The sequence below is a fragment of the Schaalia sp. HMT-172 genome, assembly GCF_030644365.1.
GTDB lineage: Bacteria > Actinomycetota > Actinomycetes > Actinomycetales > Actinomycetaceae > Pauljensenia.
The window spans coordinates 2,016,962-2,031,298 of the sequence record NZ_CP130058.1 but is presented as its reverse complement, the minus strand read 5'-3'; the positions used below and the strand labels follow the sequence as shown (position 1 = coordinate 2,031,298).

At 64.8% G+C, this 14,337-nt stretch carries 12 protein-coding genes; 5 read left to right on the top strand and 7 right to left on the bottom strand.

Going from position 1 to position 14,337, the window contains the following annotated elements; translation table 11 throughout:
* Window positions 1-27 precede the first annotated feature (27 nt).
* The 3 genes from QU663_RS08460 (at window position 28) to QU663_RS08450 (ending at window position 5,771) form a co-directional block, all read left to right on the top strand.
* On the top strand, window positions 28-939 hold the full coding sequence (locus QU663_RS08460) for a carbohydrate ABC transporter permease (protein WP_034480448.1): 912 nt from the start codon (window positions 28-30) through the stop codon (window positions 937-939).
* Complete coding sequence (locus QU663_RS08455; RefSeq protein ID WP_021611060.1) at window positions 936-1,868, top strand: carbohydrate ABC transporter permease; 933 nt, start codon at window positions 936-938, stop codon at window positions 1,866-1,868. Before QU663_RS08460 ends, QU663_RS08455 begins: the two co-directional genes overlap by 4 nt.
* A gap of 156 nt (window positions 1,869-2,024) precedes the next feature.
* Window positions 2,025-5,771, top strand: a complete 3,747-nt coding sequence (locus QU663_RS08450) for a cadherin-like beta sandwich domain-containing protein (RefSeq protein WP_304990551.1) — start codon at window positions 2,025-2,027, stop codon at window positions 5,769-5,771.
* Between the two features lie 163 nt (window positions 5,772-5,934).
* Here the strand turns inward: QU663_RS08450 and coaA are convergent, their stop codons facing one another.
* Entirely contained in the window at window positions 5,935-6,945 is a 1,011-nt protein-coding gene (gene coaA, locus QU663_RS08445; protein WP_370465112.1) for a type I pantothenate kinase, read from the bottom strand.
* A gap of 116 nt (window positions 6,946-7,061) precedes the next feature.
* Between coaA and glmS the strand changes: the two genes are divergently transcribed.
* Window positions 7,062-8,975, top strand: a complete 1,914-nt coding sequence (gene glmS / locus QU663_RS08440) for a glutamine--fructose-6-phosphate transaminase (isomerizing) (protein ID WP_034481902.1) — start codon at window positions 7,062-7,064, stop codon at window positions 8,973-8,975.
* 316 nt (window positions 8,976-9,291) lie between these two features.
* Entirely contained in the window at window positions 9,292-10,191 is a 900-nt protein-coding gene (locus QU663_RS08435) for a GRP family sugar transporter (RefSeq protein WP_021612441.1), read from the top strand.
* 131 nt (window positions 10,192-10,322) lie between these two features.
* On the opposite strand, the gene QU663_RS08430 is transcribed toward QU663_RS08435, so the two are convergent.
* From QU663_RS08430 to QU663_RS08405, 6 genes are all read right to left on the bottom strand, one after another.
* Entirely contained in the window at window positions 10,323-10,580 is a 258-nt protein-coding gene (locus QU663_RS08430) for a hypothetical protein (protein WP_021612440.1), read from the bottom strand.
* 552 nt (window positions 10,581-11,132) lie between these two features.
* A complete protein-coding gene (locus tag QU663_RS08425; RefSeq protein ID WP_021612439.1) occupies window positions 11,133-11,432 on the bottom strand; it encodes a hypothetical protein in 300 nt (99 codons plus the stop codon).
* A complete protein-coding gene (locus tag QU663_RS08420) occupies window positions 11,429-12,187 on the bottom strand; it encodes a hypothetical protein (protein WP_021612438.1) in 759 nt (252 codons plus the stop codon). The genes QU663_RS08425 and QU663_RS08420 overlap by 4 nt, the downstream gene beginning before the upstream one ends.
* Window positions 12,184-12,663, bottom strand: a complete 480-nt coding sequence (locus QU663_RS08415) for a hypothetical protein (RefSeq protein WP_021612437.1) — start codon at window positions 12,661-12,663, stop codon at window positions 12,184-12,186. Before QU663_RS08415 ends, QU663_RS08420 begins: the two co-directional genes overlap by 4 nt.
* Complete coding sequence (locus QU663_RS08410) at window positions 12,660-12,983, bottom strand: hypothetical protein (RefSeq protein ID WP_156912144.1); 324 nt, start codon at window positions 12,981-12,983, stop codon at window positions 12,660-12,662. Before QU663_RS08410 ends, QU663_RS08415 begins: the two co-directional genes overlap by 4 nt.
* 107 nt (window positions 12,984-13,090) lie before the next feature.
* Window positions 13,091-14,278 (bottom strand): hypothetical protein, encoded by a 1,188-nt coding sequence (locus QU663_RS08405; protein ID WP_021612435.1) that lies wholly within the window; start codon window positions 14,276-14,278, stop codon window positions 13,091-13,093.
* Between the last annotated feature and the right edge of the window lie 59 nt (window positions 14,279-14,337).

Here is a 14,337-nt window from a genome sequence, read left to right as displayed (position 1 = left end):
CGCGCCATTCTCACAAAGGATTTTGGTATGCCGACACGTAAGAGCGCACCGAAGCGCTCCCTCAATGGCGCCGCCCGATTCCGCCCCGCCTGGGTTCCCTGGCTGTGGGTCACCCTGCCGGTCCTCGCCATCGTTTCTTTCTACATCTACCCCTTCATCACGACCGTCTACGTGTCGTTTACGAAGACGAAGCCGATGGGCCGCACCGGTCGCTTCATCGGCATCGACAACTACACCGCCGTCTTGGGAGACCCAGAGTTCTGGCAGGCGCTGACGAACTCGCTCCTGTACGCCATCTGCGTCGTCCCCCTTATGGTTCTGCTGCCCCTGCTGCTGGCCCTCCTCGTCAAGTCGCACGTCCCCGGCATCGGCTTCTTCCGCGCCCTCTACTACCTGCCGGCCATCTCCTCGCTGGTCGTCATCTCCCTGGCCTGGCGCTACCTCCTCGATCAGCGCGGACCCGTCAACAACCTATTGACCTCGTGGGGGCTGGACGCGATCCCCTTCCTGTCGAATCAGTGGCTCATCCTGTTGTGCGCCATGATCATCACGCTGTGGCAGGGCCTGCCCTACTACATGATCCTGTACTTGTCCGCCCTGGCCAACGTCGATAAAACCCTGTACGAGGCTGCTGAGCTTGACGGTGCCGGCCCGATCCGCCGCTTCCTGACCGTGACCGTCCCGGGCGTCAAGGTCATGATGTTCCTCGTCGCCACCCTCACCACGATCGGCTGCCTAAAGATTTTCACCGAGGTCTACCTGCTGGGCGGTTCCGCCTCGCCCACCAAGACCCTGACGATGTACATTCGAGACCGCATCGTCGACCCGACCTTCGGCTCCCTCGGCCAGGGTGACGCCGCCTCGGTGTGCCTGTTCCTCATCACCTTCGGCTTCATCATCGCCTCCCAGAGCCTGCAGAGGAAGGCTGAAGACTCATGAGCACCGCATCCCACACCACTGCCGCCTCCTTCGGGGAGCGCTTCGCCCAGTGGCGCAAGCAGCGCCGCCTGGAGCGCCAAGGGCGCAACGTCGCCTCGCGCCAGATGCGCGGCGGAGCCCTGGTGGCCCGCTACGTCCTCCTGGTCGCCGTCGCAATCATCCTGGTCGGCCCCCTCGTGCTGCCCCTCATGGCGGCCTTCAAGGCACCCGGCGAATCCGTCTTCGGTCAGGGCGCGACCATCCTGCCCCAGCAGTGGTCGCTCGAGTCCTTCTCCGTCCTCTTCGAGCGCACCAACATTCTGGGGGCGATCAGGAACTCCGCGATCATCGCGGCCCTGACTGTCACCTCGAACGTGTTCCTGTCGTGCGTCGGCGGCTACATGCTGTCGCGGCGCGGCTGGACTGGGCGCAACATCATGTACTTCGTGGTGCTTTCCGCCATGATCTTCCCCTTCGAGTCGATCATGCTCTCGCTGTTCAAGATGATGGTGCAGCTGGACCTGTACAACACGCTGCCCGGCGTCTGGATGGTCGCCATGATCGGCCCCTTCCAGATCCTCATGATGCGCGCCGCGTTCATGGGTATTCCCGACGAGATCGAGGACGCCGCCCTCATCGATGGGGCGGGGGAGCTGCGCCGCTTCTGGTCGATCTTCCTGCCCCAGGTACGAGGCACCCTGACGGTCGTCGGCCTCACCTCCTTCATCGGGGCCTGGTCCGACTTCATTTTTCCGCTGCTCATGCTGCCCGACCCGGACAAGCAGACACTCATGCTCACGCTGACGGCGATCCAGAACTCGCCCCAGGGTGTCACCTACCAGCTGGTCCTGGCCGGCGCCGTCGTGGCGATGGTCCCCGTCGTCCTGGTCTTCATGTTTAGTCAGAAGTTCTTCTTCCGCGGCATCGAGGATGGCGGACTGAAGTTCTGAGAGTGTCCTCGCGGGTGTTAGCCACCCGCGAGGACACTTCGCTATCAAAAGGAGGTTGTTTCACAAAAAGCTAACACGTGTTAGGTATTGCGGGATTCCCTTCGACAAACGAGGGATTCCGGCCATTAACCCCATACTGACGAAGGAGTTAAACTCATGGGGACAAGACCCATCATCGGAGCCCTCGGCGCCCCGATTCTTGCGGCCACCATGCTCGGGCTGACGCCCGCGGCGGCCATCGCAGCCACCGACACCCCCTATCACCCGACCGTCCTGTGGGCGACCTCCGAAGAGAAGGTCGGCGAAGGCGCCCCCAACGGCACCATCGCGGCGCTCGTCGATGACGACACCGCCCGCACCGACGCCACCAAGACCTTCTGGACCACCAAGTGGAAGGGAGGCCTCGACCCCTACCCCCACGCCCTGGCCGTCCAGAATCCCACGCCCGGCACGCAGGTCTGCGGCCTCGGCCTGACACCGCGTCCCACCTACGACTCCACCCTCGGAAACGACCAATTCCCGGGAGAATACCGTGTCTTCGCCTTCGATGAAGACCCCGGCAACCCCGCCGCCGAAGCCTCCTTCGACGACTGGAAGACCAAGGTCGCCGCTGGTACCTGGGACGGCGGCACCGAGGTCGCGCACGGAAGCGACCTCCAATTCGGCAACAAGGAACAGTACGTCACCTTCCCGGCGACCACGAAGCGCGTCATCGCCCTGGCGGGCCTGCGCTCCCTCGCGCCCGGCAAGTCCGACATGGCCCTGTCCGACATCAAGCTCCTGCCCTGCGACGCGCAGGGCAACGCGATCACCTCCTACGGTAGCAATGAGGGCGGCGGCGGCACTGGCGCGGTCCGACCCGTCGTGCCCCACCCCGACGCTCCCGAGCAGGGCTCCGGCGCATCAGACCTGGTCCTGGACTTCGTCATCGACCAGCTCCCCTACGGCGAACCCGGAAAGCCCGTGGACTTCGCCCCCGGCACCCACACCTACACGGCGACCGGCTACTACCACGCAACCACTGTCTCGGCCCGCATCCGCGCAGTCGACGGAGCCACCGTCACCATTAACGGCGCGACCCCCGACGCCGACGGGCGAGTGACCAACCTCGACCTCACCACCGGCCTGAACGTCATCACTGCGACAGTGTCCAAGGACGGCAAGGAAGCCACCTACGTCGTCAACATTACCAAGGTGGACACCGACTTCCGCGGCAACGTGCTGGTGCCCGCCACGGCCTCGGCGAACGGCGCGAGCGAGGCCGAGAACGCGGCCCTGACCGACCTCGATCCCAAGACAACATGGACCTCGAACCCGCTCGTGCGCGCCTCCGACTGGTCCGAGGGAGTCACCGGCATCGAACTGCACCTCGGCGAGGCCCGCTACGTGCACCGCGTCAACGGCTGGGGCACCCCCACCCTGCCCGCCGGCGCCCAGTCGTGGCACGGCGGTAACTCCGTGGCCATCGCGGTCCAGGAGACTGACGGCGGCGAATGGACAACCATCGTCACCCACGCCTCGCTCACGCGCGACGCGCGCGGCCTGTGGTACTGGGACTTCAACGCCTACCACCTCGCCAAGAATATCCGCATCTGGATGAACGACGAGACCGAACCCCAGACCCCCCAGAACATCGCCACCGCCGTCACCTTCAACGACCTCGAGGTGTGGGGTCTGCCTGCTGGCAAGGCGCCCGTCGCACCCGCGGTCGACAACTCCATGAACGAGCGCTACTCCGGCTTCGATCCCGGGGACGGCAAGTGGGGCGTCAACCGCGCCCAGGCTCTCGCCCTCCAGTACGGCGTCATGATGCCCGCGTGGGTCCCCTCCGAGGGCTACGGCCGCGGCGGCTTCGACGCCGCGGAGCGCGACCTGACGGGCGGCGCGTTCCCCATGTTCTACGACCTTCCCATGTTCAACACCCCCATGATGGAGTCCCTGGGCAAGGGCGCGCCGTGGGCGCTCGCGAAGGCGCCCACCGGCAAGAACAGCATGTGCAACGCCGGTGAGCCCCACAACTTCATGAACGAGTACATGTCGCCCTACGCCTCTACGCTCGTTGATATCCAGTACGGCGACGAGGGCGGCTTCAACCGCGGCGAATCCGAGTGCTTCAAGAACTGGTTCGCCTGGTCCAAGCAGAACATCCCCGGCGCCGTCGTCCACGCCAACTCCTGGGACGACCCGTCCTGGTACCGCGACGCCAACCTGAGCTACTACGTCGAGAACGCCAAGCCCGACCTGCTCAGCTGGGACAAGTACTACTGGGGCGCCAACGGCGGACCGGCTCCCCAGCAGGTCGTGACGAACCTGCTGAACACCAACACGTGGAAGAAGCAGCGCGAGTACGGCCTCAAGGGCCTGACTGGCGACGGCTCCAGCCCGATCCTGTACGGCCAGTACCTGGACTACAACTGGGATGCGAACGTGTCGGCCTCCGAGAAGTCGATCGTGCCCTCCCTGGGCCTGGCGACCGGCCAGAAGTGGTTCGGCCTGTTCCGCATGGAGTACAACGGCTACGACCGTTCCTCCATCATCGATCACGATGGCGCGCCGACGCGCTCCTTCTACGAGTTCTCCAACATCTTCGGCAACGTCTCCTACATCGGTAACTACACGAAGGCCATGAACTCCACGTTCGTCGCCTACAAGCCCGGACAGTACGCGGCACGTTCCGAGACTCCGACGCTGAGCGGCTACAAGTACGGCAACTTCGCCACCGGCGACGAGGCCATGGCCGCAAACGCCGCCGTCGGCCTGGTCGACATGTCGGTCACCAACGTCGGCTCCGTCAACGATGGGCTGCCCGGCGACGTCGTCGTCGGCTACTTCGAGCAGCTGGGAGGCCTGGACGCGGCCAAGTCCGCCGAGATCTTCGGCGACTCGGCGACCGCCCCCACGGGCTTCATGGTCGTCAACGCCCTGACCGGCCAGACCCGCTACCCGTCGGTCCTCCTCGACCCGCGCACCGACAACGGTTCGCTGGCCGAGACCGCCCAGGACATCACCCTGACTGTCAAGAAGCCGAGCGCGGGCGCGCACCTGATGCTCGTCAACCCCGCGGACAAGACGACGCAGGAAGTCGAGCTCGGCGAGGGTGAGACCTCCCAAGTCGTCCTCCACGCCGTCGGCGGCGGCGACTCGCGCTTCCTGTACTGGGTGACGGTCGACGAGCCGACCCCCACGCCGGAGCCGACACCCACCCCGGACCCGGCCCCCACGCCGGAGCCGACACCCACCCCGGACCCGGCGCCGTCTGTGGATCCCACCCCGGCGCCCACCCCGGATCCGACCGTCGACCCGACGCCGGCGCCCGCACCGACCCCGGATCCCGCGCCCCAGCCTCGCACCGGTCAGTGGAAGTCCGGCTACTTCGGATGGTGGTACTCCTACTCTGATGGCACTTACGCGGCGAACGAGACCCTCGTCATCGACGGGCAGACCTACCGCTTCGACGCGAGCGGCTACCTGAAGATGGGATGGGTCTACGACGGTGGACACTGGTACTACCACGGTGTTTCCGGCGCCCAGCAGTACGGCTGGATGATGGAGCGCGGCAACTGGTACTACCTCGACCCGGCGACGGGCGCGATGGCGACCGGATGGACGCAGATCGACGGCCAGTGGTACTACATGACCTCCGGCGGCGTCATGCGCACCGGCTGGCTCAAGGACGGTGGCGCCTGGTACTACCTGACGCCCTCGGGCTCGATGACCACGGGATGGCAGCACCTGGGCGGCTCCTGGTACCACTTCGGGGCCAGCGGTGCGATGACAACCGGCTGGTACCAGGACGGGCCCACGTGGTTCTACCTGCGCGCCAGCGGCTCCATGGCCACCGGCTGGGAGCTCATCGGCTGGACCTGGTACCACTTCGCCCCCTCGGGCGCGTGGATCGGGTAGTCTCTTCCATCAGCGACGAGGTCGTGGCCGGGCGTTCCGGCTGCGGCCTCGTCCGCGTTGGGGGCGGCTGTGCGCAGAGCACGTGGGGGCAGGGGAACCGGCGCGGGGGAGGGGGCACAGAGCGCGTGGGGGTGTAGACGCGTCGGCGCGGGGCGCGCGAGGGCTAGTCCTTGCGGATCGCGAGGGATTCGACGCGGTGGTCGGCGCCCTTGGTGAAGATGAGCGTGGCGCGCTCGCGGGTGGGCTGGATGTTTTCGCGCAGGTTCGGCAGGTTGATCGCGTTCCAGACGACGTGCGCGGTCGAGACCGCCTCGGCGTCGGTCAGGGAGGCGTAGGTTTTGAAGAATGAGGCTTCGCGGGAGAAGGCGGTCGCACGCAGTTTCAGGAAGCGGTCAACATACCACTGTTCGATGTGTTTCTCGTCGGCGTCGACGTAGATGGAAAAATCGAAGTAGTCGGAGACGGCGACGGAGATGGAACCGGGCGCCGAGCGCGGGGGCTGGAGCACGTTGAGGCCCTCGACGATGAGAATGTCGGGGCGGTCCACGTCGATATAGGCGCCCGGCACGATGTCGTAGGTGACGTGTGAGTAGACGGGGGCCTTCGCGTGGGGGTTTCCGGCTTTGACGGCGGCGAGGAAGGAGATCAGGGCCGTGCGGTCGTAGGACTCGGGGAAGCCCTTGCGGGCGATGAGGGAGCGTTCCTGAAGGATTCGGTTGGGGTAGAGGAAGCCGTCGGTGGTCACCAGGTCGACGCGGGGCGTGGAGTCCCAGCGTGAGAGGAGGAGCTGGAGGAGGCGCGCGACGGTGGACTTGCCGACGGCCACTGATCCTGCGATGCCGATGACGAAGGGGGTGGAGTACGCGTCGGGCTCGCCCAGGAATGCGCGGCGTTCCGCGGAGATGCGTCTGCGCCCGTCGATGTAGAGCTGCAGGAGGGCGGAGAGGGGCCGGTAGATCGTGTCGACTTCGGTCATGTCGATCGGGTCGCCTAGGGAGGCGATCTGGTCGATGTCGTCCTGTGTGAGCGGCAGGGGAGTACGGTCCGTCAGGCGGTCCCACGCGCAGCGGTCGAAGCGCGCGTAAGGGCTGGGGTTGGCCCGCCAGCCCACGTTCGGGGTTCTTCCCGACGAGGTCGTGGCCGGGCTGGGCGAGGAGGCGTCAGTGGTGCTCACGGGAATATTGTCCCTCAGGGGCACGCGGTGTGCGTGCGATGTTCACCTGCCGTTCGCACGTGAAGCGACACACGTTGGGTACCGCGGGCGGGGGTGGGTGTGCTGGAATTAGTACCATGTGCGGAATTGTTGGACATATTGGATGCAAGGCTTCTCAGCGCAGTCGCGAGGTGATCCTCGGCGGTCTGGCGCGCCTGGAGTACCGCGGATACGACTCGGCGGGCATCGCCCTGGCCTCGGATAGCGGCCTGTACGTGCGCCGCGCGGTCGGTAAGCTCGTCAACCTCGTCGAAGAAGTCGACGCGGACAGCCCCGCCGACGCCTACGCCGGCATCGGACACACCCGCTGGGCCACCCACGGGCGTCCAACGGTCGCCAACGCTCACCCCCACACCAGCCCCGACGGGCGCTTCGCCCTCGTCCACAACGGCATCATCGAAAACGCGGACACCCTGCGTGCCGCCCTCGTCGCCGACGGCGAGACCTTCGCCTCCGAGACCGACACCGAGGTGGTCGTCCACCTGCTGGCCCGCGCCTACGACCAGGCGGAGTCGGCCTCGTACACGGGGGACGTCGCCGGGCTCGCCGACGCGGACGAGGAGGTCGCCCGCCGCCTCGTCGTCGCCATGCGCGCGGTCACCGCCCAGCTGCACGGCACCTTCACGCTCCTCGTCGTCTCCAACCAGTCGCCCAACGTCATCGTCGCCGCCCGCCGATCCTCCCCGCTGGTCGTCGGCCTGGGCGAGGGCGAAAACTTCCTGGGCTCCGACGTCCTGGCCTTCGTCGAGCACACCAACCGCGCCGTCGAGATCGGACAGGACCAGATCGTCGTCGTCTCCGCGACCGACGTGACCGTCATCGACCCCGACGGAACGCCCGTCGCCCCCAAGGAATACGAGGTCGACTTCTCCTCCGACCGCGCCACCAAGAACGGCTGGCCGACCTTCATGGAGAAGGAAATCCACGAGCAGCCCGAAGCCGTGGGCGCCACCCTGGCCGACCGCATCGACTCCCACGGCCACCTGGCCCTCGACGAGGTGCGTATCCCCGAGCACGTCCTGCGCTCCGTCGACAAGGTCATCATGATCGGCTGCGGCACCGCCTCCTACGCGGGCCAGGTCGCCCGCTACGCGATCGAGCACTGGTGCCGCATCCCCGTCGAGGTCGAACTCTCCAGCGAGTTCCGCTACCGCGACCCCGTCGTCGGCGAGAAGACGCTGGTCGTCGCCATCTCGCAGAGCGGCGAAACCATGGACACCATTCAGGCGATCCGCCACGCCCGCGAGCAGGGCGCGAAAGTCGTCGCCATCGTGAATACGCCCGGCTCGACGATCTCGCGCGAGTCTGACGCCGTCATCCTCACCCACGCGGGCCCCGAGATCGCGGTCGCCTCCACGAAGGCCTTCACCGCGCAGGTCACCGCCTGCTACATCCTGGGCCTGTACCTGGCGCAGGTGCGCGGCAACAAGTACGCCGACGAGATCGCCGACTACATGGACAAGCTCGCGCGCGTCCCCGAGGCCATCGCCCGCATCCTCGACAGCGGCGAGACGGTCCGCCAGTTCGCCCGCACGATGCAAGACGCGACCTCCGTCATTTACCTGGGCCGTCACGTCGGCTTCCCCGTCGCCCTCGAGGGCGCCCTCAAACTCAAGGAAATCTGCTACATCCACGCCGAGGGCTTCGCCGCCGGCGAGCTCAAGCACGGCCCCATCGCCCTGGTGGACGAGGGGCAGCCCGTCATCGTCATCGTGCCAACCCCGCGCCGCCCCGAGCTGCACGGCAAGGTCCTGGCCAACATCGCCGAGGTCCGCGCCCGCGGCGCCCGCACGATCGTGGTCGCCGAGGAAGGGGACACCTCCGTCGATGAGTTCGCCGAGGTCGTCTTCCGCGTGCCCCCCGTGCCGACCCTGTACGCGCCGCTCCTGACCGTCGTGCCGCTGCAGATCTTCGCCTGCGAACTCGCCTCCACCAAGGGGCTGGACGTCGACCAGCCGCGCAACCTCGCCAAGTCCGTGACGGTGGAGTAACCGCCCGCGCGGGGCGGGCGCCCCGTGAACGTTCCCGGGCCTCGTTCCTCATCCAGGGACGAGGCCCGGGTCGCATTGCGTGGACCGGTGTAAGATTCCGAAACCTGGGCGTGCGCTGCGTCATGGACGGGGCCTGGTCTGGTGAAAGGCTTCACGACGTACATGTGAAACAGGCGCCAAAACGGCGACGGAGTTTGCGGGGGTGGGGGAGGGGGCGACTAGCGTGGAAGAGGTGGCGGCGCTCCTGCCGCACCCACCAACGCAAATAACCACGGCCTCGTCGATTGGGGCCGCGACCACCCCAGGAGGTGCGCACATGACCCTGTCCATGATCCTTATCGGAATCCTGCCTTCTGTCTTCTTTGGCGTCGCCACGACGCTCATGGGCAAGACCGGCGGTTCGGACCGCCAGCGAGTCATGGGCGCCGTCCTCGGCGGCCTGCTGATGGCCGCCGTCGCCACTCCCTTCCTGCACCCCGCGTGGACGCCCCTGAACCTGGGCGTCTCCTTCCTGACAGGCCTGCTCCTGGGCGTTGGCGTGTGCGATCAGCTGCGCTCCTACTCGGTCCTGGGTATGAGCCGCACGATGCCGCTGTCGACCGGCGGTCAGCTGGTCCTCATGTCCCTGGCGGGCATCGCGATCTTCGGCGAGTGGCTCCACGGCGGGGCGCTGCCCTACGGTATCGCCGCGATCATCGTCCTGATCGTCGGCATCTGGTTCCTGTCGCGCTCCGAGTCGGGCTCTGACGCGGCATCCCTCGACTGGAAGCGTGGCGCTTTCCTGCTGACGACCTCCACGCTGGGCCTCGTGGCCTTCCCGCTCATCATCAAGTGGTTCGGCATCGCCCCCGCCGAGTTCCTGCTGCCTCAGGCGATCGGCTACACCGCCTACTGCGGCGCGTTTTTCGCGATCCAGGGGCGCGGCGGGGTCGACCCCGAGGATTCGCTGCGCCACCGTCGCATGGTTCCCTCCATCTTCAACGGCGTCCTGTGGGGTACCGCGATCCTGCTGCTCCAGCTCAACTCCAACAACCTGGGTGCGGGCACCGGCTTCACGCTTTCCCAGCTCGGCATCCTGATCTCCACCCCGCTGGGTATCCTGTGGCTCCACGAGACCCGCACGCGCAAGGAGCTGCGCTGGACCATCATCGGCGTCGCCCTGGTCATCGTGGGCGCTGTCCTGGCGGGCGTCGCCAAGACACTCGACGTGGCCTGACGGTCCTCCACCTGAGCGAAGCGGGCGCGCGGCACCGGGATTCCCGGCCGCGCGCCCGTTCGTCGTTGTCACTGTTGTCGTTTGGTGACGTCGGCCTTGTGCAGGAATGCGGGGGCCTGACAGAACAGTTATCAGAATGTGTCTCCGCCGCGTTCGGCGAGAATGCGTTCAATGTCTGCATCCGGGAGGGGCTTACCCGTTGCGTCCAGCAGGCCGTGGCGCTTCAAGTACTGATAATACGGATCAGCAAAACGAGGTAGAGGAAACGGCAACAAGTACACGACACCGACCACAATTGCTAACAAAGCGATGAAGGCCAAAACCCTCAGAATAAAGACAGGGGTGCCAATTGGTTCGAGAAGAATAACGGCACCAGAACTAGCCATCATGAGGCCGACGCAGGGGCGCAGTATTGCTTGAGCGTTGCGCGTGGGGGACAATGCCGCAGACATCCTCCGCCACGATCTGGCAAGCGGCGAGTCCGTGTATGTTTCGAACCACCACGCATGAATAAGGAGACAACCAAACACCACGCAGCCAATTCCGCCCCACATGCGTCAACCTACTTCCCGTTGTGCCACTCGGCGAGGGGTGGCATTGATGCTGTCATTTGTCGCGTCTGTATGAGCCCCTCTGACGGGCCCGCGCGATCGTTTCGCCTACCCGCGTCTGGGTGGTCTGTGGAGTCAGATCAGTGGGAGTCATAGGCGGCGAGAGTACCTTGCGCGACGAGCCTTAACGATCGGCAGCCTACGTCGCCCGGGTGCGCGGTGTGAAGACCACGTCCACCCTGTGGAAAGCGAATCTGTCCCCCGAAATTCCCCGAGACCACCGCACGCGTTGCGCGCCTTGTCAAGACAGTTGATGCGGCCTGAATACCTCCACCTGAGATGCGGGTAGGCGCGCAAGCGCAGTGCTGCCGAAGAAAAGCTCATTCGGTCTTATTTCTTGCGAGTGGTCTTGCGGTAAAACCCGGCTGCTATAAGATCCGCCGCGTTCTGGTTATCCACTGTGCGGAATAGTTTGTCGGCCCCCTCAATTCCCATGTACATGAGACGCAGGACCGTCACCATGTCGGTCGTCGCCTTGGTGATCTTATTGATTTTCTTCTCAAGAAGTGGTTGATGAACGCTACCGGTTGCTGGGGTGTCAAGATTAGCGGAGTCTAGCTGATCTAATGCATCTTTACAGCGTTCCTGCGCTACCTTTACCTCTGTGAAATCCCATGAAATCTTGCTCACTTGTTCGCCTCCTTCGGGGTGAAGAGTTGGGCGAGTTGGCCCCATAGGACGGTTTGAAGGATGGGCTCCATGGTGGCTTCCTCGTCGGAGGATTCGCCTCCTCGTGTCGGGGTGACCAGGTAGGAGCCTGAGGGTGTGGACAGGACGCTGAGGGCGGCCCAGGGGATTAGGCCGTCGGGGGTGATGTTGTCGCGTGTCCAGGTGGTGTATTCCCATTGGCGGTTGAGCAGGGCCTGGGAAAAGAGGGAGTCGGTGGGGCCGAAGGTGGTCAGGTGCTCCAAGATGGCTTGTGCGGTGTCCAGGTTGTCATTGGCGATGGCGCCAATGAACTCTGTGGGAAGGTAGGGTGGCCCGTCGAAGGTCTCGGGGCGGGGGCCGAGCGGGGAGTTCGCGGCGACGACGTGGGGGATTTCCTCGGTGTCGATGCGGTAGACGTGTATCTTTTCCCCTTGCGCGCGTGCGACCGTGGCGTATGGGCGGCCCAGCCAGATCCGCAGGTTACGGTGGGTCGGCTGGGTGGGTGTCAGGGACGCCATCGTCATGATGGCACTTGCACGGTTCATAGACTCCCACAGGGCCAGTGCCGTCTCGCTGAACCCGTTCTCGTCGACCGCTGGCGTCGTACTCAGGCCCAGGTCGCGCGCGGTGTCGAGCTGCTCGGCCCGGGGGACGTGGCGCGAGGCCAGGGATAAGAAAGCCGTCACCTGTTCGCTTGACAGGCTCAGGGCGGGGCGGAAAGAGTCGTTGGGGCTCATAGGGCGACCTCAATGGTGGGAACGATGGTGACGATGTCGTCGGCGACGAAAGGGAACTGGTCGGTCGTTGCCGTCGCCGTCGCCGTGACGAGGAAACGCTGGCCGCCCTGGGCGCGGTGGATCCACGCCCACTGGCACATCGTAATGGGTACCGTGCCCTCAATGTAGATGCCGGTGCGTAGGAAAGCGCCGCGCGGGGTGGCGGGCCACGCCATGTCCTCCAGCATGATGAAACCGCCGATAGTGTCACGGATCAGGCGCGCCGAGTCAGCCAGGACCACCGCGTCGTCCTGATCGTCAGGGATGGTGGAAGCCACGGTCATGATCGTGGCCGCGAAGCTGTGCGTGGCGTCGACGGGGCCAGCCACACCGCCCAGCACGCGAGTACCTGACTGCGTGCCAGCCGGGGCGATAGCCGCGAAGGCCTCCTCGGGCAACGGAGACCACCGATCGGGAGCCTGGTAGGAAAAAGTCATGAGAATGGGTGTCCTTCACGTTGAGCGAGAATGCGATTAATGACTTCGTCTGGCAGCGGGCGCCCCGTCGCATCAAGCAACCCGTGGCGCTTCAAGTACTGATAGCGCGCATCGGCGAAACGAGGCAGAGGAAACGGCAACAAATACACGACCCCGACCACAAGCGCTAACAAAGCGATGAAGAGCAGAACCCTCACAATAAAGACAGGGGCCCCAATTGGTTCGAGAAGAAGAGCGATTCCTCCGAAGAAGAACATGAGGCCGACGCAGGGGCGCAGCATCGCCTGGGCGTTGCGCGTGGGGGACAGTGCTGCAGACATCCTCCGCCACGATCTGGCAAGCGGCGAGTCCGTGTATGTTTCGAACCACCACGCATGAATAAGGAGGCAGCCAAACACCACGCAGCCGATTCCGCTCCACATGTTATCTACTTTCCTCCAAACCAACTGGCAATAGGACTGACGATACCGTCATTTACAGCGTCTGCGAGGACTCCACCAAGCTTGCTCGCTGCTAGTCCTCCGACGACGCCGCCCACGACTCCTCCGACAACAATACCGACCGGCCCGCCCGCCGCGCCGATCGTGGCTCCCAGCTCCGCGCCGTAGGTCGCGCCGGCCCAGCTGGCAGCACCCGTCACAACCCCCTTGACTCCGGCACGCGTGATCTTTTCACCTTCACCCATGTCCGGATGGTTGATGGTGTCGGACTGGTAGGAGTTGTAGGCGTTGATGCCGCCTTCTGCGACGGCGCCGACGACACCGGCTACCTTGCCGACCTTTTCGAGTCCTTCGACGGCGCCGGGTATCTTCGGAACTTCGCCCTCGCGGTGCGTCGCGTATCGCGTCCAGTTGGACAGGTCGCCTTTCGCAGTGAGCTGTTTCCACTTCGATAACTGCGCAAAATCCTCGGGAGGGGCATAGTGGCCGTTATGGAACCACGCGTGCCCCGCGCGCCACGCGTTGCTAGCAAGGTCAGACCAGCTGCCTAGGGCACTCGTCGTCGAAGCAACGGGGTGTTCGGAATTGGGAATGTATGTATCCTTCAGTTGATCGATGAGGCTCGTCAGCGTCTTTTCCCAGAGGGTCGTGTCGACGTCGTTGAGTGCCGTCGCGAACTCCTGCTCGGCCATTTTCTGGAGGCTCTTGGCGTCGTTGAGGGCCGAATGTGCAAGGCCATACATGAAATCTTGCTGTGAGGAGCCGGAAGCGTCGAGGGTAACGGTGCAATTTGTGTAGTCGCCGACAACTGAGAGCCCTGCGGTCTGTGCGAAGGCGATGAGATCTTTGTACTTATCCCGTACAGTGTTCATCGCCGCTCCATAGGTGGAAAGAGCCTCTTTGAGCTTGTCGGCTTGGTGGTTCACGGTGTCGCAGGCGTCGGATAGTTGCGAGTAGTCGAAGACAATATCAAAGGCGCATCGGGCGCTCTGGTGTGACATGAGGCCAAGCGCCCCTCTGATGAACGTGTCAGCTTGTGTCAGATCCTCATCGAAAGTATCGAACTGGGCAACTGCCCCTAACGCGGTGTCCACGTCTATCGCGAAGGTCCACGAAAAAGACTTCGAGGTGCTTAGTCCCGTCAGGGGACCGATCGGAGGTATCGGCATGCTCATTGCGAGTCCTCAGAGGGGGTGTGCTTCATGAGGTGTGTGCCCTATCGTTCCTGTTGTGC